The 21,360-nt window shown below is 68.7% G+C and carries 20 protein-coding genes; 15 read left to right on the top strand and 5 right to left on the bottom strand.

Going from position 1 to position 21,360, the window contains the following annotated elements; all coding sequences use genetic code 11:
* Window positions 1-7 precede the first annotated feature (7 nt).
* A complete protein-coding gene (locus tag FZ033_RS18440) occupies window positions 8-484 on the bottom strand; it encodes a hypothetical protein (protein WP_149577539.1) in 477 nt (158 codons plus the stop codon).
* A gap of 597 nt (window positions 485-1,081) precedes the next feature.
* Here FZ033_RS18440 and FZ033_RS18435 point away from each other — a divergent pair.
* The 6 genes from FZ033_RS18435 (at window position 1,082) to rpmG (ending at window position 7,566) form a co-directional block, all read left to right on the top strand.
* Window positions 1,082-1,996 carry an SH3 domain-containing protein gene (locus tag FZ033_RS18435; protein ID WP_188079574.1) on the top strand — a complete coding sequence of 305 codons (915 nt, stop codon included), beginning with the start codon at window positions 1,082-1,084 and terminating at the stop codon, window positions 1,994-1,996.
* Between the two features lie 308 nt (window positions 1,997-2,304).
* Window positions 2,305-4,650: a ribonuclease R gene (gene rnr / locus FZ033_RS18430; protein ID WP_149577682.1), complete on the top strand. Its 2,346-nt coding sequence runs from the start codon at window positions 2,305-2,307 to the stop codon at window positions 4,648-4,650.
* A 25-nt stretch (window positions 4,651-4,675) separates the two neighbouring features.
* The gene (locus tag FZ033_RS18425; protein WP_232847557.1) at window positions 4,676-5,221 is read left to right on the top strand and encodes a DUF983 domain-containing protein; all 546 of its coding nucleotides are present in this window, start codon (window positions 4,676-4,678) and stop codon (window positions 5,219-5,221) included.
* A gap of 77 nt (window positions 5,222-5,298) precedes the next feature.
* Window positions 5,299-6,033, top strand: coding sequence for an NUDIX hydrolase (locus FZ033_RS18420; RefSeq protein ID WP_149577537.1), 735 nt, complete (start codon window positions 5,299-5,301; stop codon window positions 6,031-6,033).
* A gap of 10 nt (window positions 6,034-6,043) precedes the next feature.
* Window positions 6,044-7,210 carry an MFS transporter gene (locus FZ033_RS18415; protein ID WP_149577536.1) on the top strand — a complete coding sequence of 389 codons (1,167 nt, stop codon included), beginning with the start codon at window positions 6,044-6,046 and terminating at the stop codon, window positions 7,208-7,210.
* A gap of 188 nt (window positions 7,211-7,398) precedes the next feature.
* Window positions 7,399-7,566, top strand: a complete 168-nt coding sequence (gene rpmG / locus FZ033_RS18410) for a 50S ribosomal protein L33 (protein ID WP_012115832.1) — start codon at window positions 7,399-7,401, stop codon at window positions 7,564-7,566.
* A gap of 836 nt (window positions 7,567-8,402) precedes the next feature.
* Here rpmG and FZ033_RS18400 read toward each other — a convergent pair.
* Window positions 8,403-8,771: a response regulator gene (locus FZ033_RS18400; protein WP_149577534.1), complete on the bottom strand. Its 369-nt coding sequence runs from the start codon at window positions 8,769-8,771 to the stop codon at window positions 8,403-8,405.
* 102 nt (window positions 8,772-8,873) lie between these two features.
* Between FZ033_RS18400 and FZ033_RS18395 the strand changes: the two genes are divergently transcribed.
* The 4 genes from FZ033_RS18395 to FZ033_RS18380 all read left to right on the top strand — a co-directional run bounded on the left by FZ033_RS18395 (window position 8,874) and on the right by FZ033_RS18380 (window position 11,624).
* Window positions 8,874-9,200, top strand: a complete 327-nt coding sequence (locus tag FZ033_RS18395; RefSeq protein ID WP_149577533.1) for a DUF3572 domain-containing protein — start codon at window positions 8,874-8,876, stop codon at window positions 9,198-9,200.
* A 60-nt stretch (window positions 9,201-9,260) separates the two neighbouring features.
* Window positions 9,261-10,559, top strand: coding sequence for a DNA polymerase IV (locus tag FZ033_RS18390; protein ID WP_149577532.1), 1,299 nt, complete (start codon window positions 9,261-9,263; stop codon window positions 10,557-10,559).
* A gap of 87 nt (window positions 10,560-10,646) precedes the next feature.
* A complete protein-coding gene (locus FZ033_RS18385) occupies window positions 10,647-11,051 on the top strand; it encodes a hypothetical protein (RefSeq protein ID WP_149577531.1) in 405 nt (134 codons plus the stop codon).
* 219 nt (window positions 11,052-11,270) lie between these two features.
* A complete protein-coding gene (locus tag FZ033_RS18380; RefSeq protein WP_149577530.1) occupies window positions 11,271-11,624 on the top strand; it encodes a winged helix-turn-helix domain-containing protein in 354 nt (117 codons plus the stop codon).
* Between the two features lie 3 nt (window positions 11,625-11,627).
* On the opposite strand, the gene ccmB is transcribed toward FZ033_RS18380, so the two are convergent.
* On the bottom strand, window positions 11,628-12,296 hold the full coding sequence (ccmB, locus tag FZ033_RS18375; protein ID WP_188079580.1) for a heme exporter protein CcmB: 669 nt from the start codon (window positions 12,294-12,296) through the stop codon (window positions 11,628-11,630).
* Between the two features lie 274 nt (window positions 12,297-12,570).
* Window positions 12,571-13,194: a heme ABC exporter ATP-binding protein CcmA gene (gene ccmA, locus FZ033_RS18370; protein ID WP_149577528.1), complete on the bottom strand. Its 624-nt coding sequence runs from the start codon at window positions 13,192-13,194 to the stop codon at window positions 12,571-12,573.
* A 172-nt stretch (window positions 13,195-13,366) separates the two neighbouring features.
* Here ccmA and acnA point away from each other — a divergent pair, with 172 nt between their 5' ends.
* The 3 genes from acnA to FZ033_RS18355 all read left to right on the top strand — a co-directional run bounded on the left by acnA (window position 13,367) and on the right by FZ033_RS18355 (window position 17,984).
* The gene (gene acnA / locus FZ033_RS18365; protein ID WP_149577527.1) at window positions 13,367-16,063 is read left to right on the top strand and encodes an aconitate hydratase AcnA; all 2,697 of its coding nucleotides are present in this window, start codon (window positions 13,367-13,369) and stop codon (window positions 16,061-16,063) included.
* Between the two features lie 237 nt (window positions 16,064-16,300).
* On the top strand, window positions 16,301-17,035 hold the full coding sequence (locus tag FZ033_RS18360) for a DUF1223 domain-containing protein (protein WP_149577526.1): 735 nt from the start codon (window positions 16,301-16,303) through the stop codon (window positions 17,033-17,035).
* Between the two features lie 577 nt (window positions 17,036-17,612).
* Window positions 17,613-17,984, top strand: a complete 372-nt coding sequence (locus FZ033_RS18355; protein ID WP_188079573.1) for a DUF2794 domain-containing protein — start codon at window positions 17,613-17,615, stop codon at window positions 17,982-17,984.
* Window positions 17,985-18,156: 172 nt separating this feature from the next.
* On the opposite strand, the gene purB is transcribed toward FZ033_RS18355, so the two are convergent.
* Window positions 18,157-19,464 (bottom strand): adenylosuccinate lyase, encoded by a 1,308-nt coding sequence (gene purB / locus FZ033_RS18350; protein WP_149577525.1) that lies wholly within the window; start codon window positions 19,462-19,464, stop codon window positions 18,157-18,159.
* 151 nt (window positions 19,465-19,615) lie between these two features.
* On the opposite strand from purB, the gene FZ033_RS18345 reads away from it, so the two are divergent.
* Window positions 19,616-20,014 carry a hypothetical protein gene (locus tag FZ033_RS18345; RefSeq protein ID WP_149577524.1) on the top strand — a complete coding sequence of 133 codons (399 nt, stop codon included), beginning with the start codon at window positions 19,616-19,618 and terminating at the stop codon, window positions 20,012-20,014.
* Between the two features lie 463 nt (window positions 20,015-20,477).
* Window positions 20,478-21,356 carry a glutamate racemase gene (murI, locus tag FZ033_RS18340; RefSeq protein ID WP_188079579.1) on the top strand — a complete coding sequence of 293 codons (879 nt, stop codon included), beginning with the start codon at window positions 20,478-20,480 and terminating at the stop codon, window positions 21,354-21,356.
* Window positions 21,357-21,360 lie beyond the last annotated feature (4 nt).

Here is a 21,360-nt window from a genome sequence, read left to right as displayed (position 1 = left end):
GGCCGGGTCACACCGCCGGCCGCGCTCGCACGGAGGCGAAGCCGAGGCCGATGAAGGCGATCAGCACCACCCCTTGGGTCACGGCGAAGGCCGGCGCGCCCTGGGTGGGTGCCACGGCCTGGAGCGCGGGCACTTTGGCAAAGGCCTGGGCAACCGCCACGAACACCAGGAAATAGAGGCTCGCCACCGCCGTGGCCGCATAGATACCGTGCCAGCGGCCGGAAAGGCCGGCGCCGTAGCGCGCGAAAATCGCGGGCAGGAGCACGAGGATGGCCACCGCGCCGACCACGTGGGAAGGCAGTACCCCATTGAAGGAAAACAGGAATCCCGTGGCGCTGGTGAGGAAGGCGAGGGCCAGGAAGGTGGCCGCCGTGGTGGGCCTGTCGCGGCCCCGGACCAGGGCCGCCACCACCGCGATGCCGGCGGCGATGGCGAAGAGGCTGATATAGGTATGGATGCCGGTCAAAGTCGTCGGGTCGAACATGGCTGGCGCTCCCTAGAGCATTTTCCGTTCGCCCCGGCTCACGGCAATCGCTCTAGACTATTGTTTTGACGCATTTTCTTCACGCGAACCGGTATCCATTTCGCTCGAAAATGCTCTAAGGGTGGCCGAGCTTAGCAGTCCGCCGCGCCTCCGTATTGCAGGATAGGCGCCGACATGGGTCGCGGGGCCTCGCTACCTTCCGGCCATCCCTGCAGGCGCTCCTCGGGGCGAATTTCCAAGCGATCCCTAAGTGTTTTCCCCGGCTACCGCACGGGCACATATCGGCCGCATTTTGTCGCCACGCTCCGCCGAGCCCAGCAGGCGGTATGGTTTGCAGGCCCTGTTGTTCAGATGTTACCGTTGCAGGGGCATCTTTTCAGGAGCCGCCTTTTCGGGCGGTCTTGCCGGAACGAGGGAGGAAGAAGGCCACGGTCCGCGCGCCAGCGGTTTGGAACAGGACGGGTTGCGTCTCAAGGTGGCATCGCAAGGCGATCCCCCTGAAAGCATCCGGCTCCTCGCGCGGTCGATAGGCCCAAAGAAATGGATCCTCGAGCCTCTGCCTCTTCCGGCGCAGACGGCTTGGCAGGAGGTATATATATGGCTGGCCTTGGACGCGCCCAGCGCCGCTCAGGCGGTATGGAAGACACCTTCCGGGACTATGGTTCGGAGGGCGGCTTCGACGTTCCCAATGACCGGCGGGACACGGCCCGCCCCCGCATCGGTTCAAGCACCCGCGCTCGCCCACCCCGCCGCAAGGCGCGGGACGGGCTTGTGCTCTGGCGTGCCCTCGCCCTTTCCGCTTCGGTCCTGATCCTCGGCATGGGGGGCGTGGTCGCCTACCACGCCATGGGTCCCGACCGCCCTGCCCCCGATGGCGCGGCCGCGAAAGCCACGGCGGCGACGGCCCCCGCTGCGAAGACCGCGAGCGACACCCGCCCGCAGCAGACCCCGGTTCTCAAGACCGCCGATGGCGGGCACGCGCAGATGTCCACCAAGGTCGCCTCCATCCTCGGCGCCCCCGCGGCCGCGCCGGCCCAGCCGGAGCGCGCCAACGCGCTCCAGGTGGCGGCAGCAAGCCCTGCTGCAAATCCCGCCACAAATCCCGCCTCGGCACCGGCGGAACCGGCCCCCACCGCCGCCGATTTCGCCCGTCCCGCCTTCCTTGAACCGGTCAGCGGCGACGAAGCGGGCGACGACGCCATCCTGCCCGAGGCCGCCACCCAGACCGTTGCCGATTCCGCACCGGCGGCGGGAGCGCCGCTTCCCAAGGCCAAGCCCCGCGCCGTCGCGCTGGCCTCGGCGGAGGCTGGCAAGGCCGCTGCCGATGACGACGGCCGCACCGTCCGCATCCGCTCCGCCGTCACGCTGCGTTCCGGGCCGAAGCGCTCCGCCTCCGCAATAACCACGCTGGACGAGGGCACCAAGGTAACCCTCTATTCCTGCAAGTCCTGGTGCGAGGTGTCATCCGGCGACAAGCGCGGCTTCGTCTACAAAGCGGCAGTGGGGCAGTGATGGGCTGGCGGTGAGCCTGCCTCATCGGCCGAAAGCCCAGTCCCGCGCCGCGCATGAGGGATGCTGCAAGACCAGCACGCGGGGCCGGTCGGCGCCGCGTGCTCTAGCCCACGGCGCCGGTTCCGGGTAGCGTCGCGGGAAACCGGACGGACCCGTTGCCCAAGCGCCCCACCAAGCCCCCATCTTCCCCTTCCGCCACCCGCCCGCCCAAGGCGCGCGCGGGTAAATCCCGCGCCACGCGCAAGCAGGCGGCCGCCGAGCATGCTCGGGTGGAGGCCTTGGTGGTCGCCCGCCACGCCACCGGCGAGATGCCCACGAAAGAGCAGGTGCTGGCCTTCATCGCCACCCAGAGCGGCGAGGTGGGCAAGCGCGAGATCGCCCGCGCCTTCGGCCTCAACGCGGCACAGAAGATCGAGCTGAAAAGCCTGCTGCGCGACCTCTCCGAGACCGGCACCGTGGAGCGCAGCCGGCGCCGCCTGCACGTGCCCGGCGCCCTGCCCGGCGTGGTGCTGGCCGACATCGTCTCCCGCGACGCCGACGGCGAGCTGATCGCAGTGCCGGTGGAATGGGACACCGAGACCCAGGGCGATGCCCCGCCCATCCTCGTCCAGGTGCCGCGCCGCGCGGTCGGCCCCGCCCCCGGCCTTGCCGACCGGGTGCTGCTGCGCATCGTGGAAGGCTCCATCGAGCATGGCGTTCCCCACGTGGGTCGCGTCATCAAGGTGCTGGAGAAGGCGCGCAAGCAGACCATCGGCATCTTCCGCGCCGCCCCCGGCGGGGAAGGCGGCGGGCGCATCATCCCCATCGACAAGAAGCAGCTCGGCCGCGAGCTTCAGGTGCCCCCCGGCGCCGAGCACGAGGCCAAGGACGGCGACCTCGTCACCGTGGAGCTGATGCGGCAGCGCGTGTTCGGCCTGCCCACCGCGCGGGTGAAGGAGAAGCTGGGTTCGCTGAGCTCCGAGAAGGCGGTGAGCCTGATCGCGCTGCACGCCCATGCCATCCCCCACGTCTTCCCCGAGGCGGTGCTGAAGGAGGCCGAGGCGGCGAAGCCCGTCACCCCGCGCGGCCGCGAGGACTGGCGCGACGTGCCGCTTGTCACCATCGACCCGCCCGACGCCAAGGACCATGACGACGCCGTCCACGCCGTGGCCGACGACGATGCGGCCAATGAAGGTGGCTTCGTCGTCACCGTGGCCATCGCCGACGTGTCGGCCTATGTGCGCCCCGGCTCGCCGCTGGACCGCGAGGCGCTGATCCGCGGCAATTCGGTGTATTTCCCCGACCGCGTGGTGCCCATGCTGCCGGAGCGCATCTCCAACGATCTGTGCTCCCTGCGCCCCAGGGAGGACCGCCCGGCGCTGGCGGTGCGCATGGTGATCGGCGCGGACGGGAGGAAGCGCCACCACACGTTCCACCGCATCCTCATGCGCTCGGCCGGCAAGCTCGCCTATGCCCAGGCCCAGAACGCCATCGAGGGCCGCACCGACGACATCACCGACCCGCTGCTGAACGGCGTGCTGAAGCCGCTCTACGCCGCCTATGACTGCGTGAAGAAAGCCCGCGACGCCCGCCAGCCCCTCGACCTCGACTTGCCCGAGCGCAAGATCGTGCTGAAGGAAGACGGCACGGTGGACCGCGTGGTGGTGCCCGAGCGGCTCGACGCCCACCGGCTCATCGAGGAATTCATGATCCTCGCCAACGTGGCCGCCGCCGAGACGCTGGAGGAGAAGAAGACCCCCCTCGTCTACCGCGTCCATGACGGCCCCTCGCTGGAGAAGCTCTCCAACCTGCGCGAGTTCCTGAAGACGCTGGACATCGCCCTGGCCAAGATCGACCAGGTGCGGCCGTCCCACTTCAACCGTATCCTGGCGCAGGTGAAGGACACGGACGCGGCTCCCCTGGTCAACCAGGTGATCCTGCGCAGCCAGAGCCAGGCGGAATATGCCTCGGAGAATTACGGGCATTTCGGCCTGAACCTGCGCCGCTATGCCCATTTCACCTCGCCGATCCGCCGCTATGCGGATCTCGTGGTGCATCGCGGCCTGGTGCGCGCCATGGATTTCGGCTCGGACGGCCTGCCGCAGGACGCCACCACCGCAACGCTGGGCGAGGTGGCGGCCGCCATCTCCGTCACCGAGCGCCGCGCCATGGCGGCCGAGCGGGAGACGGTGGACCGGCTCATCGCCCATCACCTCGCCGACCAGATCGGCGCCACCTTCAACGCCCGCATCACCGGGGCCACCAAGGCGGGACTCTTCGTCGCGCTCGATGTCACCGGCGCGGACGGCTTCATTCCCGCCTCGACGCTGGGGCAGGATTATTACCGCTACGACGAAACCCGGCAGGCCCTGGTGGGCGACCGGACCGGCGAAATGCACCGCATCGGCGACCGGGTGGAGGTGAAGCTGGTGGAAGCGGCACCGGTGGCCGGCGCGCTGCGGTTTGAGCTTCTGACCGAAGGCTCCTATGTAAAGGGGCCGCGCGGGCGTCCCGGCCCGCTCCGGCGGGGCGGCGGACCGAAGGGTGGCTCTCCGGGCGGTGCCCCAAAGGCGGGCGCCCGGCAGGGTCCGGCCGGACGCCATGCCGGCAGTGGCCATCCGGGTAAGGGCCCGCAGGGCAAGGGACCACGGGGAACAGGGCGGTCGCGCCCGTAAATCGCGACCTGAAGGGGGTTCGACGGTGGACACGCCTGCGACCATGACGGTGACGAACACGCTCGCCGGCTCCGAGCCCGGCGATGCGCGGGACCGTGCGCCGCAGGACCCCCCTGTCCGGCCCAATGCCCCCCCTCCTGCCCGTCCCCGCGCCGTTCCAGAGGCGCTGCTGCGCGGCGCGCGCGGCCTGTGCCCCGCCTGCGGTGCCGGGCGCCTGTTCTCCAGCTATCTCAAGGTCTCGCCCTACTGCCCGGACTGCGACGAGGAGCTGTACCACCACCGCGCGGACGATGCCCCGCCCTATGCCACCATCCTGCTGGTGGGCCACATCGTGGTGCCGCTGATGGTGCTGGTGGAGGAGGTGTACCGTCCCGAAGTGTGGGTGCATCTCGTGCTGTGGCTGCCCTTGACGCTGGCGCTGTGCCTCACCCTGCTGCCGCCGCTGAAGGGCATGCTGGTGAACCTGCAATGGGCCCTGCGCATGCACGGCTTCGATCCCCAGAGCCCAGAGCGGGAAGGCCCGCCCGACGGGGTGGTGCCCGTGGTGCGCGCCGTCCGCCCCGTCCGCTGAGGCTCGGCACATTGACACTCCGGAAGAACGCCCCAAAAGAACGCCCCAAAAGAATGCCCGATGAGCACTGACGCGCCATGACCGACTTCGCCACGCGGCTGACCCAGGCCGAGCGCCGCCAGGACTGGCCCAACGTCCGCCCGCGCGACGCCGCCACCCTCATCCTCATCGACCACAAGGGCAAGAAGCCCCGCGTGCTCATGGGCCGGCGCCATCCCAAGCTGAAATTCCTGCCTGGCGTCTTCGTCTTTCCCGGCGGACGGCTGGAGAAGGCCGACCGGACCATGCCGGTCTACGGCGTGCTCGACGCCGACAGCGAGCGGCGCTTGATGACCAAAGTGCAGCGCCCCACCCTCACCCGCGCCCGGGGCCTTGCCGCCGCCGCCATCCGCGAGATGTACGAGGAGACCGGCCTTTTGGTGGGCACCAGGGACCTCGGCGCCCCTGAGGCCCCCAGCGACGACTGGCGCGTGTTCGAGGAGCGCGGGGTGTTTCCCGATCTCGGCGCCCTCACCTATGTGGCGCGCGCCATCACCCCGCCGCGCCGGCCCAAGCGCTTCGACACCCGCTTCTTCGCCGCCGACGCCCGCGCCGTGTGCGACGAGGTGAAGGGACTGGTGGGCGACGACTCAGAGCTGGTGGAACTCGCCTGGCTCACCTTTGCGGAAACCGCCGCGCAGGAGCTGCCCACCGTCACCCGCGTGGTGCTGGAGGAAGTGGCCCAGCGCATCGAGGCCGGATCGAGCCCGCGCCTGCCGGTGCCCTTCTATGCCATGCACCGTGGGCAGTTCGTCCGCACCCTGCTTGATTGATCCTTATCTTATGCATGCACCCGACCGGCCGCTGGGCCATATGAGCCGCACGGCCTCCATCGCTGCCGCCATTTCCGCCATCACCGTCGTCGGCGTCGGCATCAGCCTCTCCATTCCGCTGCTGGCGCTGGAACTGGAGGTGCGCGGCATCTCCAGCACCTGGATCGGCGTGAACACGGCGGTGGCCGGGGTGGCGACCATTATCACCGCCCCCTTCGTGCCGATGCTGGTGCGCAAGGTGGGGCTGCGGGCGCTGCTGGTGGGCGCCATCGCGCTCGCAGCCGCCAGCCTCGTGGGCTTCAAGGCGGCGCCCTCCTTCCTCATGTGGTTTCCGCTGCGCTTCACCTTCGGCGCGGCCCTGTGCATCCTGTTCGCGGTGAGCGAGTTCTGGATCAATGCCCTGGCGCCGCCCAACCGGCGCGGGCTGATCATGGGCGTCTACGCCACCGCCCTGTCCATGGGGGCGGCGCTGGGGCCGGCGATCCTAAGCGTGCTTGGCGCCTCGGGCTGGGCGCCCTACCTCGCGGGGGCGGCAGTGCTGTGCCTTGGCGCCATTCCCATCCTGCTGGCGCGGGGAATCACCCCGCGCATCCATAACGACGACCATCACGGCGTGCTCACCTTCGTGCGCCACTCGCCCTCGGCGGTGCTGGCCGCTCTGGTGTTCGGCGCCATCGAGACGGCGGTGATGACCTTCCTCCCGCTCTACGGCCTGCGCCTCGGCCTCAGCGAGACCAGCGCCTCGCTGCTGCTGACGGCGGCGGTGCTGGGCAACGTGGCCTTCCAGATCCCCATCGGCCTCGTCAGCGACAAGGTGGACCGGCGCATCCTGCTCCTCGTCTGCGCGCTGGTGGGTTCGGCGGGCGCGCTGACCCTGCCGTTCGTGGCAGTCTCCAGCCCGCTGTTCCTGGCCATGATCTTCCTCGCCACCGGCATCGTGGGCTCGCTCTACACGGTGGGACTCGCGCATCTGGGCGAGCGCTACCACGGCGCGGACCTCGCGGCGGCCAATGCGGCCTTCGTGATGCTGTACTCGGTGGGCCTCATCATCGGCCCGCCGGTGGCGGGGCTGGGCATGCGGCTCTACAACCCCTACGGCTTCGCCTTCGTCATCTGCGGCATGCTCGCCATGTATGCGGCGGTGGTGGCCAGCCGGCTCGCCCTGCGCGCGCGCTGACGGCGGGCGGTGATTGCCGTTCCGGGAGCGGGCTTCCCGCCCCGGCCTTGACATTTCGGGCGTCGTGGGAGAGTTTCCGCCCCCACGAGCCGCCGGGACCGGCAGCGCGTCCGTTTTTCTTTTCGCAACCTCACGGTTTTCGCAAACCAGACGGTCGCGCGCCGCATGCGGCACCCAGGGATCAAGACATGGCCAAGGCTGCAACCATCAAGATCAAGCTCCTGTCCAGCGCGGACACGGGCGTGTTCTATGTGACCAAGAAGAACTCCCGCACCAAGACCGACAAGATCGTGCTCAAGAAGTACGACCCGGTGGTGCGCAAGCACGTGGAATTCCGCGAGACCAAGATCAAGTGATTGATTCTTTGGTCCTTGGCGGCGCCCATTCGCGCCGCCGGGCCTGATCGCACATCGCGATGGACTTCATCTGACCGACCAGGGCGCCGCAAGGCGCCCTTTTCTTTTGGCGCGGAGGCCACGCCGCAAGGCGCCCATGTTCCCGGGTGATTCCCGGCCGGTCAGCTATTCGCCGCGTCGGAGCGGTTCATTCGCCGGGATGGAAGCCGTGCGTTTCGTGCTCGTTCAGGCGCATGGCGGCATACCCCATGGCGACCACCACGACGGGCAACACCACATAGGCGAAGATCCAGAGCCCGGTCATCGAAGCCTCCTGAGAGTTCTTCTCGCCATGGAGTGTAGCAGGCTGGCCGCCACCAGCCAAAGCACAGCCCCGAGCACAATCCAGTGCCCTGCCGCGGCATTGCCCCCGAGCCCATAGAGAGCAGCCGCGCTGGGTCCGAGTACGCCAACGGTCAGGCAGGCGGTGGACGCGCGATCGAGCGCATTTGCGGTGAGCTTGGTCTGCTCGTTGTGAACGAGGCTCATGACAGGACGGGGCAGTTCCGGACGGAAGTTGAAGATAGGCTGGCCGGTGGGGAGGAAGCGGGGAGGCCTCCCGCATGCTCACCCACCGGCCAAACCCCACGGACCCAGGAGATGCGGCGGACCTGAGCACTCCGCAGGGTTGTCCTGATGGCGGGAATGGCGGTGCCATGCTGGCACAACACCATCTGAGCGGCCGTGTTCGACCGTGACATTCCCGCCTGTATCTCGCCGAAGACCGAAGACTAGCACATCGCGACAAAAGCGAAAGCCGCCGAATCGGTGGGCCGCCGGCTCACCATTTTCCGGCTTCAGCCGCCGGCGAACTGGCGCACGGTCTGGAGGAATTTCGCCACCGAGATGGGCTTGGAGAGATAGGCCTCGCAGCCTCCGGCGCGGATTCGCTCCTCGTCGCCCTTCATGGCGAAGGCGGTCACCGCCACCACGGGAATAGCTCTCAGCTCCGGGTCGGCCTTCAGCTTACGGGTCACGTCGAGGCCGGAAATCTCCGGCAGCTGGATGTCCATGATGATGAGGTCGGGCCGGTGGGCGCGGGCCAGTTCCACGGCCTCGACCCCCGAGCGCGTCTCCACCGTGCGGTAGCCGTGGGCTTCGAGCAGATCGTGGAAGAGCTTCATGTTGAGCTCGTTGTCCTCCACGATCATTACCGTCTTGGCCATCCCCATCCCCCGGACCCGCCCTGCGCCGTCCACCCTTCGCAGCCCGCGCGGAACGTGCTGGAATGGGGAGACACCTAGACCTCATTCCTTGCGGAAGCGCAAATGCCCATTCAGGACAAACCAAGAGGCCTCAAGGCGCAGCGCGATGCGGCGCAGGAGGTGGCGACCTCCGCCCTCGCCTTCATCGCCGCCGACGGCGAGCGGCTGGTGCGATTCCTCGCCGAGACCGGCCTCTCCCCGGCCACCTTGCGCGACGCGGCGGCAAAGCGCGGCTTCGGCGCCGGAGTGCTGGCCTTCGTCATTTCCGACGAGGCCATGCTGGTGGCCTTCGCCGCCGAGAAGGGGCTCGATCCCCGGCACGTGGTGGGCGCGCTGGAAATCCTCGCGCCCCAGGCGGACCCCGATGCCGTCGTGCGCCGGCCCATGTAGGGCGACCTGCGGTCGCTCTACAGCAAGAGAGTCGCGCATCGCGCGCCCGGGACAGCCGTCATGAATGCCCCCGGCTTCTGCCGCGACTGCCTGTCCGATGCGCCCCAGACAGGTGGCCTTGCCGGCGACCGCTGCCCGGCCTGCGGCAGCCCACGCCTCCTGCGCCATCGCGAGCTGGACACCCTCAGCGTCGCCCATGTGGATTGCGACGCCTTCTTCGCCGCCGTGGAAAAGCGCGACGACCCCAGCCTTGCCGACGTGCCGCTCATCATCGGCGGCGGCAAGCGCGGGGTGGTCTCCACCGCCTGCTACATCGCCCGCATCAAGGGCGTGCGCTCGGCCATGCCCATGTTCAAGGCGCTGGCGCTCTGCCCCGAGGCGGTGGTGGTGAAGCCGAACATGGAGAAATACCGCACCGTGGGCCGGCAGGTGCGGGCCATGATGCAGCAGCTCACGCCGCTGGTGGAGCCGCTGTCCATCGACGAGGCCTTCCTCGACCTTTCGGGCACCCAGGCGCTGCACGGCGCCAGCCCCGCCCGCACCCTGGCCCGCTTCGCGCGGGCGGTGGAGCGGGAGGTGGGAATCACCGTCTCGGTGGGGCTCGCGGCCAACAAGTTCCTCGCCAAGATCGCCTCCGACCTCGACAAGCCGCGGGGCTTCAGCGTGCTCGGGCAGGCGGAGGCGGCGGGCTTCCTCGCGCCGCGCCCCGTCACCTTCATCTGGGGCGTGGGGGCAGCATTCGGGGGCAAGCTGGCGAAGGACGGCTTCCACACCATCGCCGACCTGCAGCGCGCCGCCCCCGCCGACCTTGCCCGGCGCTACGGTGCGGAAGGGCTGCGCCTGTCGCGCCTCGCCTTCGGCCTCGACACCCGCGCGGTGGAGCCGGAGCGGGAGGCCAAAAGCGTCTCGGCGGAAACCACCTTCGAGCGCGACGTGGGTGCCCTGCGCCCGCTGGAACAGACCCTCTACGCCCTCTCGGAAGAGGTCAGCGACCGCCTGAAGCATGCGGGCATCGCCGGCCGCGCCGTGACCTTGAAGCTGAAGAGCGCCGATTTCCGCCTGCGCACCCGCTCGCGCACGCTGGAGGCGCCCACCTGCCTTGTGGCGCGCATCAACGGGGCGGCGCGGGAGCTGCTGGCGAAGGAGGTGGACGGCTCCTTGTTCCGCCTCATCGGCGTAGGGGTCTCGGACCTCTGCCCCATCGCCGACGCCGACCCGGCGGACCTCGTGGACACCAGCACGGAACGCCTGAAGGCGACGGAAAGCGCCATGGACGAGCTGCGTGCCCGATTCGGCCGCGGCGCCCTCACCCGCGGCATCCTGCTGGACGCCACCACCGACCGGCGCAAACGCAAGTAAGTCCGCATGACAGCACCGCCCGCTTGACTTACGCTATATCTAAATGAATATAGCTTACACGCAGGCACCGCGGCGGGAGGCCCCTTCATGGAGCGGGACGACATCATGGGCGAGGATCTCCTCGCCTTCGACGTGGCGGTGGACGGCAGCCGCATCCGCATGAGCTTCAGCCGGCCGGACGGGTCGGCGACGGCCCTCAACCTGCCGTCCGATTGCCTCAAGGCCATGGTGATGACCCTGCCCAAGATGATGACCGAGGTGCTGCGCGCCCGGCACAAGGACGACAGCCTGCGCCTCGTCTATCCCGCCCATAGGGTGCGCATCGAGCAGGCCTCCGACCCGCAGACCCTGATCCTCACCCTTGCGACGCCCGATGGCTTCGAGGTGTCCTTCGCCCTCGCCGGGCCGCAGCTGAAATCGCTGGTGGCGGCCGAGGCGGCCCTGCCCCGCGTGCAGGAGGCGCAGGCGGCGAAGGCCACACGGTTCAACTGATCTCTCCGGGCCGCCGGCCTCCCGGTGGCGGCCCGTTTTTTCTTCCTGGCTCCCCATCCCCCTCTCTCGTGGCATGTCGAACGGAGGCCCCGGACACGCACCCCGTGCCCGGGGCCAAACTGTCTGTGCGCCCCGCGCGACAGCATCCGGCGCGCCTGCTAGACTTGGGCCATTGCCCCGCGCCGCCTGCAAAAGGGCGGCTCCGCTTCAGGTTTGTTCATGGCCTCGCTCAGCGTGAGAATCGACCTCGGGCCCAAGCGCATCGGCCCCGGCAAGATCGAGCTTCTGGAGAAGATCGAGGCGCTCGGCTCCATTTCCGCCGCCGGGCGCGCCATGGACATGTCCTATCGCCGCGCCTGGGAGCTGGTGGAGGAGATGAACGGCCTCTTCACCGGGCCGGTGGTGACGCCCCGCACCGGCGGCAAGCAGGGCGGCGGCACCCAGCTGACCCCGCTCGGCCATGCGGTGGTGGCGGCCTATCGCACCATCGAGCACGACGCCACCGAGGCCACTCGCCAGCAAATGGCGGCGCTGGAGGCCGAGCTGTCCTCCCTCAGCACGGCGGCGGAATAGGTCTCACGCCCGCGCCGCCCTGAGCGCGGCGGCGGCGGCCACCGGCCCCAGCACCAGCGCGAACAGGGCGAGGCCCAGCAGCACGCGGAACGGCGTGCCGAACGGCACCGGCCCCACCACCGCCGCCTGTGTGGCCGACACGGCAAAAATCAGCACGGGGATGGCGAGGGGAATCACCAGCACGGCGATCAAAAGCCCGCCCCGCCGGAACGCGCCGGCAAACGCCGCGCCGATCAGCCCGAGGAAGGTGACCGCGGGGGTGCCCACCAGCAGGGTCAGCACCACCGCGCCGATGGCTGCGGGCTCGAGATTCAGCATCAGCGCCAGCACCGGGGCGGCGAGCACCAGCGGCAGGCCGGTGGCGAGCCAGTGGGCGAGGCCCTTGGCCGCCGCCGCCAGCTCCAGCGGCAGGGCGGACAAGGTGAGAGCATCCAGCGAGCCGTCCTCGGCATCGGCGGCGAACAGGCGCTCCAGACCGATGAGGCTCGCCAGCAGCGCCCCGATCCAAAGGATGGCCGGGCCGATGCGGGCCAGCAGCACCAGATCCGGCCCCACCGCGAACGGCATCACCGTGACCACGCTGAGGAAGAACACCACCCCGAGCCCCGCCCCGCCTCCGGAGCCGAGGGACAGAGCCAGATCACGCCGCACGATGGCGAAAAAGGCGGCCATCATGGGCGCAGGTTCCTGAAGAGGGAGGCGGTGCGCCGCCCTCCCACCCCTCCGCCGTTGCCCCCTCCCCAGCCCTCCCCCGCAAGCGGGAGAGGGGGCAGGACGGGGCAAATTCGAACACCGTGTCCGGCACGCGCACGGTCGAAGCCCTCTCCCGCTTGCGGGGGAGGGTTGGGAGGGGGCGGGCGCCGAAAGTTGGAAGGGAAAAGCCGCAGGGCATCCCGAAGCCGCCGCCCGCCAACCCCACGCAGCAGTTCCACATCCACGCTGCGCATCAGCTAACGCCCCCCAGCCTGAGTTCGTCCACGTCGCCAAGGTCGAGCGGGGCGTGGGTGGCGGCGATCAGGATACCGCCTTCCGCCAGATGGCCCCGGCCGAAGGCGGCAAAGCGCGCCTGCGCTTTCACGTCGAGCGCCGTGGTCGGCTCGTCCAGCACCCAGACCGGCCGCCGCGACACCAGCAGCCGGGCGATGGCGAGCCGCCGCTTCTGCCCGGCGGAGAGCACCTGCGCCCGCAGGCCGCCGAGGCCGCCGAGGCCCACCTCCTCCAGCGCGTCCTCCACCGGAAGGCCGGTAGGCCCGAGCACGGTGCGCCAGAAGGCGAGGTTGGCCCGCACGGTGAGCGCGCCCTTCACCGCATCCTCGTGGCCGAGATAGTGGATGTGCTCGCCCACCCCCGAGTCGGCGGCCTCAAGGCTCGGCCCGTCGAGGCGCACCTTCCCCTCCGTCGCCCCGAGCAGGCCGGAAAGGATGCGCAGCAGGGACGACTTGCCGGCTCCGTTGGGCCCAACCACCAGCAGCGCCCGGCCGGAGCGCGCGGTCACGTCCAGATGCTCGAACAGCAGCTTGAACCCCCTGCGGCAGGCCAGCTTTTCACCCACCAGAGCCGACACCGCCATTGCCCCGCGCCCCCTGCTTATGGTGCATTGCACATTGAATGCTGTTATCGCATGACCGCGCTTTGAAATGGCTCTATAAAGCCCCCGAACCGCGCCGTCCAAGATGGGAAAGCCTGCTTCCCCGTCTTCGGCGACGCTACCTCGGTCGATCATCGAACCGGAGTTATCGCACGTGACTTCTCTCGACAGCTTCAAGTCCCGTACAACCTTGACGGTAGACGACAAGGAATACGTCTATTACAGCCTTGAGCTGGCGGAGAAGAACGGGCTCACAGGCGTGTCCGCCCTGCCGTTCTCCATGAAGGTTCTTCTGGAGAACATGCTGCGCTTCGAGGACGGCCGGTCCGTCACGAAGGACGACGTGATCTCCGTCGCCGACTGGCTGAACAACCGCGGCAAGGCGGAAAAGGAAATCGCCTACCGCCCCGCGCGCGTGCTGATGCAGGACTTCACCGGCGTCCCCGCGGTGGTGGATCTTGCCGCCATGCGCGACGCCATGGTGGCGCTCGGCGGCGATCCGGCCAAGATCAACCCGCTGGTCCCCGTGGACCTCGTCATCGATCACTCGGTGATCGTGAACTTCTTCGGCAGCGACAGCGCGCTGAAGAAGAACGTTGACGAGGAATACAAGCAGAACCAGGAGCGCTACCGCTTCCTGAAGTGGGGCCAGAGCGCGTTCGACAATTTCCGCGTCGTGCCCCCGGGCACCGGCATCTGCCACCAGGTGAACCTTGAATACCTGGCGCAGACCGTGTGGACCCGCAAGGAAGAGCTGGACGGCAAGACGGTCACCGTCGCCTATCCCGACACCCTGGTGGGCACCGACTCGCACACCACCATGGTCAACGGCCTGGGCGTGCTGGGCTGGGGCGTGGGCGGCATCGAGGCCGAGGCGGCCATGCTCGGCCAGCCCATCTCCATGCTCATCCCCGAGGTGATCGGCTTCAAGCTTTCCGGCAAGCTGAAGGAAGGCATCACCGCCACCGACCTCGTGCTCACCGTCACCCAGATGCTGCGCAAGAAGGGCGTGGTGGGCAAGTTCGTGGAGTTCTACGGCTCGGGCCTGGAGCACCTGTCCCTCGCCGACCGCGCCACCATCGCCAACATGGCCCCGGAATACGGCGCCACCTGCGGCTTCTTCCCGGTGGACCGCGAGACCATCGACTATCTCGACGAGACCGGCCGCAAGGACAGCCGCGTGGAGCTGGTGGAAAAGTATTCCAAGGCCCAGGGCATGTGGCGCAAGAAGGACACGCCCGACCCGGTCTTCACCGACACGCTGGAACTCGACCTCGACACCGTGCTGCCGTCCATGGCCGGCCCCAAGCGCCCGCAGGACCGCGTGCTGCTCTCCGAGAGCAAGGCCGGCTTCCTCACCGCCCTGGAAGGCGAGTTCAAGAAGCCCGGTGAGGCCGCCAAGCGCGTCGCCGTCGCCGGCACCGACTACAGCGTCGGCCATGGCGACGTGGTGATCGCCGCCATCACCTCCTGTACCAACACCTCCAATCCCTCGGTGCTCATCGCCGCCGGCCTGCTCGCCAAGGCCGCGGTGAAGAAGGGCCTGAAGTCCAAGCCGTGGGTGAAGACCTCCCTGGCGCCCGGATCCCAGGTGGTGGAAGGCTATCTCAAGGCCGCCGGCCTCCAGGAATATCTGGACGAGATCGGCTTCAACCTGGTGGGCTTCGGCTGCACCACCTGCATCGGCAATTCCGGCCCGCTCCCGGAAGCCATCTCCGAGGCCATCAACAAGAACGACCTCGTGGCCGGCGCCGTCATCTCCGGCAACCGCAACTTCGAGGGCCGCGTGAACCCGGACGTGAAGGCGAACTATCTCGCCTCCCCGCCGCTGGTGGTGGCCTACGCGCTGGCCGGCTCCCTGCAGATCGACCTCACCACCGAGCCGCTCGGCACCGACAAGGACGGCAAGCCCGTCTATCTCAAGGACATCTGGCCTTCCAACAAGGAAGTGGCCCAGTATATCCGCGAGAACGTCACCAAGAAGATGTTCAAGGAAAAGTATTCCGACGTCTTCAAGGGCGACGAGAACTGGCAGAAGATCGCCATTCCCACCGGCCAGACCTATGCCTGGCAGGATGCCTCCACCTATGTGCAGAACCCGCCCTACTTCGTCGGCATGACGAAGGATCCGGTTCCGGTCACCGACATCATCGATGCCCGGATCATGGGCCTGTTCCTCGACTCCATCACCACCGACCACATCTCGCCGGCCGGCTCCATCAAGCAGGCGTCCCCGGCGGGCCAGTACCTGATCGAGCATCAGGTGCGCCCGGTGGACTTCAACCAGTACGGCACCCGCCGCGGCAACCATGAAGTGATGATGCGCGGCACCTTTGCCAACATCCGCATCAAGAACCAGATGGTGCCGGGCGTGGAAGGCGGCGTGACCATCCATTATCCGGACGGCGCCAACCTGCCCATCTACGACGCGGCCATGCTGTACCGCTCCGAGGGCGTGCCGCTGGTGGTGTTCGCCGGCAAGGAATACGGCACCGGCTCGTCCCGCGACTGGGCGGCGAAGGGCACCAAGCTGCTCGGCGTGCGCGCCGTGGTGGCCCAGTCCTTCGAGCGCATCCATCGCTCGAACCTGGTGGGCATGGGCATCGTGCCGCTGGTGTTCAAGGACGGCGAGAGCTGGCAGACGCTGGGCATCAAGGGCGACGAGATCGTCACCCTCAAGGGCATCGAGGGCGACCTCAAGCCCCGCCAGACCCTGACCGCCGAGATCAAGTTCGCCGACGGCTCGGTGAAGAACGTGGACCTCATCTGCCGTATCGATACGCTGGACGAGCTCGACTACTTCCGCAACGGCGGCATCCTGCCCTACGTGCTGCGCTCGCTCGCGGCGTGATCGGCGCCGGCTCGCGCTGCTGACGAACAACGGCCGGCCCGGTTTCCTCCGGGCCGGCCTTTTCATGCGGGGTGCAGATTGCGGGCCCCGCGCACGTGTCGCTTTTTGCTGCCCTTGCGGGACGTTTCCAGGACGTTTTCTCCAGCCCGCCGTGACACCCCATTGTGACTGGTGCCGGTCCCCCGCCTCAGTTATTCCCGAAGCCGTCCCCCTTGCCGAAAGCTCCTATTGCCCATCATGACCTTCGCTCGCACCACCCTCGCGCTTCTGCTCGCCCTCGCCGCCAGCCCGGCCCTGGGGCAGAGCCAGCCGAAGACCGTGGTGGAGCTGTTCACCAGCCAGGGCTGCGCCTCCTGCCCCCCCGCCGACGCCCTCCTCACCGAGATCGCCAAGGACCCGCAGGTGCTCGCCCTCACGCTGGCGGTGGACTATTGGGACTATGTGGGCTGGAAGGACACGCTGGCGCTGCACGGCCATTCCCTGCGCCAGAAGGCCTATGCCGACCAGCGCCCGGACCGGAAGATCTTCACGCCGCAGGTGGTGGTGGACGGCACCCTGTCCGCCAAGGGCAGTGACCGCGCCGCGCTGCAGCGCGCCCTGTTCGCCGCGCGTAGCAATGGCGGGCTCACGGTGCCGGTGTCGGTGACGCGGGACGGCGATGCCATCGAGATCACCTTGCCCGAGAGCAAGGCCGCCGCCGAGGGCGCGGACCTGTGGCTGTGCCCGGTCACGCGCAGCCAGACGGTGGCCATCGGCCGCGGCGAGAACGGCGGGCGCAACGTGACCTATTCCAACGTGGTGCGCGGCTGGACCCGTGTCGCCATCTGGCAGGGCGATGCCCGGCGCTATCGCGTGGCGCTCAAGGATGTCAGCCGGGACGGCGTGGATTCCGTGGCGGTGCTGGTGCAGACCGGCAGCCCGAACATGCCCGGCCCCATCATCGGCGCCGCCTTCCTGCCGCTCGGCAACTGATCCCCGACCCCCTTTGCCCGCACGCCGGCGCGGCACGCCGGAGACTGCGGTCTTCGGCCCCCGCGTGGGCGGCCGGTGCAGCCGCTCCGCCATGCGTCGCTCGCGTCGGCGGCGGCCGTGGCCTTCGCCATCACGTCCACGCAATCCCGCAGGCGCCCGAACCAGACGCGCGCGCAAAAAAGAAGGCCGCCCGGAAGGCGGCCTATTGGGGGTCTAATGATGTCGGTGCGTAGCAGTGGCCGGTTCACGCACACCCCGGGGGGCTGGGGGGCTGGGATAGCCGGAGCGCCTCGCGAACCGGCCCTGCTACGCGATTGAAGATCCCGCCGGCCCGCGGCGCGCGATTGACCGAATTTCGGCGAGACTGTGATTTCATTGACGTTGCCGTGATCGGCACCAACATACCGCTTTCGCAAATGCGACAGCCGGCTACCAATTGGCCTTGAAAGGCGCCCCGCCGGGGGCGATCATGGTTCAGGACAAGGGCCTGCACCATCCCGCCCGCCATTGGCGCATCTTGTGGAGAGCGCCCCGGCGGATCGGGCATCCCGGGTGAGGCCGCGACAGAGGAGGCCCGATGGGAGACGCTGAACCCATAATCCTGTCGCGCCGCGGCGCCGTTCCGGTCCAGCCCGCGGCCTCATCCCCCGCCCCGTTGAAGATCACCTTCGACCGGCGGGAACTCGACCGCATCCTCGACCTTTACGGGCGCATGGTGGCGCAGGGCGAATGGCGCGACTACGCCATCGACTTCACGCGCGACAAGGCGGTGTTCGCCATCTTCCGCCGCGCCATGGACATGCCTCTCTACCGCATCGAGAAGGACCCGCGCCTCGCCCGGCGCCAGGGCATGTATGCGGTGATCTCCCAGACCGGCCACATCCTGAAGCGCGGCCACGAGCTGCCGCGCGTCCTCGCCGTATTGGAAAAGCCGCTGAAGGCGATCTGAGGGGGAGCGTTTCTGCGAGGCCAGAAACGACTGAGGGCTTGTCGTAACGTCATGCCCGGCCTTGTACCGGGCATCCACGCGGCGCCGCCTGCGCACCGTCCTGAAGTCGCTCCCGGCCGCAGGGCGTGGATGGCCGGGACAAGCCCGGCCATGACGGCGGTTCGGGACTTTGTCAGGCCCGGCCGAACACCCGCGTGAAGATGGTGTCCACGTTCTTCAGGTGGTAGCCGAGATCGAACTTCTCGTTGATGTCGTCTTCCGAGAGATACTTACGCACGTCATCGTCGGCGAGGAGGAAGGTGCGGAAGTCGCCCTCCCCGCGCCACACCCGCATGGCGTTGCGCTGGACCAGGCGGTAGCTGTCCTCGCGGCTCGCCCCCTTCTGGGTCAGCGCCAGCAGCACCCGCTGGGAGTGGATGAGGCCGCCCAGCTTGTCCATGTTCTTCTGCATGTTGTCGGTGTGGACCACCAGCTTGTCCATGACGCCGGTGAGGCGCGCCAGGGCGAAGTCCAGCGTCACCGTGGCGTCGGGGCCAATCATGCGCTCCACGGAGGAGTGGGAGATGTCCCGCTCGTGCCACAGGGCCACGTTCTCCATGGCCGGCAGGGCATAGGCGCGCACCATGCGGGCAAGGCCGGTGAGGTTCTCAGTGAGCACCGGGTTGCGCTTGTGGGGCATGGCCGAGGAGCCCTTCTGCTCGGGGGAGAAATACTCCTCCGCCTCCAGCACCTCGGTGCGCTGGAGATGGCGCACCTCGATGGCGAGCCGCTCCACGGAAGACGCCACCACGCCCAGCACCGCGAAGAACATGGCGTGCCGATCGCGCGGGATCACCTGGGTGGAGACCGTCTCCACGGTGAGCCCGAGCTTTTGCGCCACATGGGCTTCCACCGCCGGATCGATATGGGCGAAAGTGCCCACCGCCCCGGAGATGGCGCAGGTGGCGACCTCGGCGCGGGCGGCCACCAGCCGGGCGCGGGCGCGCTGGAACTCGGCGGCGGCGATGGCCAGCTTCACGCCGAAGGTGGTGGGCTCGGCATGGATGCCGTGGGAGCGGCCCACCGTGGGGGTCAGCTTGAACTCGAACGCCCGGCGCTCCAGCACCTTCAGCAGCGCGTCCACGTCGGCGATGAGCAGGTCGCTGGCGCGGGCCAGCTGTACCGCGAAGCAGGTATCCAGCACGTCGGACGAGGTCATGCCCTGGTGCACGAAGCGGGCTTCCGGCCCCACGAACTCGGCGAGATGGGTGAGGAAGGCGATGACATCGTGCTTCACGTCCCGCTCGATGGCGTCGATGCGTTCCACGTTGAACTCGGCCTTTCCGCCCAGCTCCCAGATCTTGGCCGCGGCCTCCTTCGGCACGATGCCGAGGTCCGCCATGGCGTCGGCGGCATGGGCCTCGATCTCGAACCAGATGCGGAAGCGGGCTTCGGGGGACCAGATGGCGGCCATTTCCGGCCGGCTGTAACGCGGGATCATGTGCGGGTGCTCGTCATATTGGGCAGGCGAGCGCTTTAGCAGAAAGGCGCGGCGCCGGGTAGCGCGGCGGAAACATGGCGCGCGAACATGGAGCTTGCCGGCCCAACACAGTGGTGCATTATATTTTTGTACAACTTATGGGGGCATAACCATGGAACAATCACCACTGCGCTCGGCCAACGTCCTCGCCAACGCGCTCACGGACAAGCTCGCCACCGACCCGGAAGCCGTGCAGCAACTCAAAGACAATCCCCAGCAGATCAAGACCCTGGCGGCCGATGCCGTGCTGCGGTCCGACGCTGAGGAAAAACGCGTTGCCGACCGGACTGGGGTCACCATCGACGGCAGCGTCTACAAGATCGTGGTCAAGACGCTGGGCGTCAGCGTCGTTCTGGCGGTCAGCTCCATTGCCGGAATCGCGGCCTACACGATTTACATGCACGGCGATGCGAAAGACCTTCGCGTGGTCATCCCCGATGGCCTCGTGGGCCTCGCCTCCACCGCCATCGGCGCCCTGGCAGGCCTGCTCACGCCCGTCTCGCGGGGCTGAGATGCAGCCCTGGCGGATGCCTCAGGCGGACGGCGGCAGCCGTGACCGGCGACGACAGGGAACTCACCCCCGCCGAGCCCATCTGCTGGGTAGGTGGGGAGCACGGCTTGAAACGAGGACACCCTCTCCCGCATGTCTCTTCCTCTCCCGCGTGCGGGGGAGGGGGTAAAGCCTGCGCCAAAGGGCACCGGCGGCACCGGTGAAAACCGCCTGTTCCCCCACCCTGCCCTCCTCAGCAAGTGGGAGAGGGTTCCAGCCGCGCCCAGTCGCAGCGGTGAAGCAGCGGTGAACAGGCAGCCCGAACCTGCCCGCCGCCCCCTTCGGCTCCCAAAGACCGAACCCGGATGTTTCCCGCTCCGGCGGCACGCTCATCCTTCCTTTACGGGCGCTGCGTCACAATCTCGCCTGCGCCGTTGAGGATAAGCGTTTGCCCATCGTCTCACCTGCCGCCGAGAGCCCCGACGTGACCTCCCTTGCTCCGCTTCCCCGCGTGCTGGCCTCGGAGCTGGCGGATCGCGCGCCCACCATATTGGTGTTCGATTCGGGCCTGGGGGGCCTCTCCGTGTTCCGCGAGGTGGCCCGGGTACGGCCCGACGCGCACTTCGTCTATGCCGCCGACGATGCCGCCTTCCCCTATGGCGCCCTCTCGGATGAGACGCTGGTCGCCCGCGTCGGCCATGTCATGGACCGCCTGATCGGCGAGGTGAGGCCCGACCTCGTTGTCATTGCCTGCAACACCGCGTCCACCCTGGCCCTGCCGTCGCTGCGCGCGGGGCACCCCACCCTCCCCTTCATCGGCACGGTGCCGGCCATCAAGCCCGCCTGCCTCGCCTCGCGCACCAGGCGCGTGAGCGTGCTCGCCACCCCCGGCACGGTGCGGCGCGATTATACCGCCGCGCTGGTGCGGGAATTCGCCTCCGGCTGCGACGTGGCGCTGGTGCCCAGCGACAGGCTAGCGGGCCTTGCCGAAGCTGCCATGGCCGGCGATCCGGTCGACGATGCCGACATCGCGGCCGAGATCGCGCCCTGCTTCGTCAATGCCGGCGGCCGGCGCACCGACACGGTGGTGCTCGCCTGCACCCATTATCCGCTCATTCTCGACCGGCTGACCCGCCTTGCGCCGTGGCCGGTGACTTGGATCGATCCCGCCCCGGCCATCGCCCGGCGCGTCACCCAGCTCATCGGGACCGCCGCACCGGCGGCGCAGGACGATCCGTCGCCGGTGCGGCTGGTCTCGACCCTGCGGCCGCTGGAGGCGGTGCGGATCGGCGCCATCGTCGGCCGTCCCGTGGCCCCGCCGCAGGTGCTGGACCCATCCGGGCCGGCGCGCGGCGCCAGCTGATTTC

The sequence above is a fragment of the Xanthobacter oligotrophicus genome (assembly GCF_008364685.1).
GTDB lineage: Bacteria > Pseudomonadota > Alphaproteobacteria > Rhizobiales > Xanthobacteraceae > Xanthobacter > Xanthobacter oligotrophicus.
Note: the sequence above shows the minus strand (reverse complement) of the source record. Positions and strands in the feature narration are given on the sequence as shown.

What these genes read in the sequence shown, in the direction of transcription:
- FZ033_RS18435 (WP_188079574.1), top strand. Translation starts at nt 1,082, where the DNA reads ATGGCTGGCCTTGGACGCGCCCAGCGCCGCTCAGGCGGTATGGAAGAC.
- FZ033_RS18345 (WP_149577524.1), top strand. Translation starts at nt 19,616, where the DNA reads ATGGAACAATCACCACTGCGCTCGGCCAACGTCCTCGCCAACGCGCTC.
- FZ033_RS18415 (WP_149577536.1), top strand. Translation starts at nt 6,044, where the DNA reads ATGCATGCACCCGACCGGCCGCTGGGCCATATGAGCCGCACGGCCTCC.
- FZ033_RS18440 (WP_149577539.1), bottom strand. Translation starts at nt 484, where the DNA reads ATGTTCGACCCGACGACTTTGACCGGCATCCATACCTATATCAGCCTC.
- ccmA (WP_149577528.1), bottom strand. Translation starts at nt 13,194, where the DNA reads ATGGCGGTGTCGGCTCTGGTGGGTGAAAAGCTGGCCTGCCGCAGGGGG.
- FZ033_RS18395 (WP_149577533.1), top strand. Translation starts at nt 8,874, where the DNA reads ATGCCCATTCAGGACAAACCAAGAGGCCTCAAGGCGCAGCGCGATGCG.
- purB (WP_149577525.1), bottom strand. Translation starts at nt 19,464, where the DNA reads ATGATCCCGCGTTACAGCCGGCCGGAAATGGCCGCCATCTGGTCCCCC.
- FZ033_RS18380 (WP_149577530.1), top strand. Translation starts at nt 11,271, where the DNA reads ATGGCCTCGCTCAGCGTGAGAATCGACCTCGGGCCCAAGCGCATCGGC.
- FZ033_RS18385 (WP_149577531.1), top strand. Translation starts at nt 10,647, where the DNA reads ATGGAGCGGGACGACATCATGGGCGAGGATCTCCTCGCCTTCGACGTG.
- FZ033_RS18420 (WP_149577537.1), top strand. Translation starts at nt 5,299, where the DNA reads ATGACCGACTTCGCCACGCGGCTGACCCAGGCCGAGCGCCGCCAGGAC.
- FZ033_RS18355 (WP_188079573.1), top strand. Translation starts at nt 17,613, where the DNA reads ATGGGAGACGCTGAACCCATAATCCTGTCGCGCCGCGGCGCCGTTCCG.
- ccmB (WP_188079580.1), bottom strand. Translation starts at nt 12,296, where the DNA reads ATGGCCGCCTTTTTCGCCATCGTGCGGCGTGATCTGGCTCTGTCCCTC.
- FZ033_RS18400 (WP_149577534.1), bottom strand. Translation starts at nt 8,771, where the DNA reads ATGGCCAAGACGGTAATGATCGTGGAGGACAACGAGCTCAACATGAAG.
- rpmG (WP_012115832.1), top strand. Translation starts at nt 7,399, where the DNA reads ATGGCCAAGGCTGCAACCATCAAGATCAAGCTCCTGTCCAGCGCGGAC.
- rnr (WP_149577682.1), top strand. Translation starts at nt 2,305, where the DNA reads ATGCCCACGAAAGAGCAGGTGCTGGCCTTCATCGCCACCCAGAGCGGC.
- FZ033_RS18360 (WP_149577526.1), top strand. Translation starts at nt 16,301, where the DNA reads ATGACCTTCGCTCGCACCACCCTCGCGCTTCTGCTCGCCCTCGCCGCC.
- FZ033_RS18390 (WP_149577532.1), top strand. Translation starts at nt 9,261, where the DNA reads ATGAATGCCCCCGGCTTCTGCCGCGACTGCCTGTCCGATGCGCCCCAG.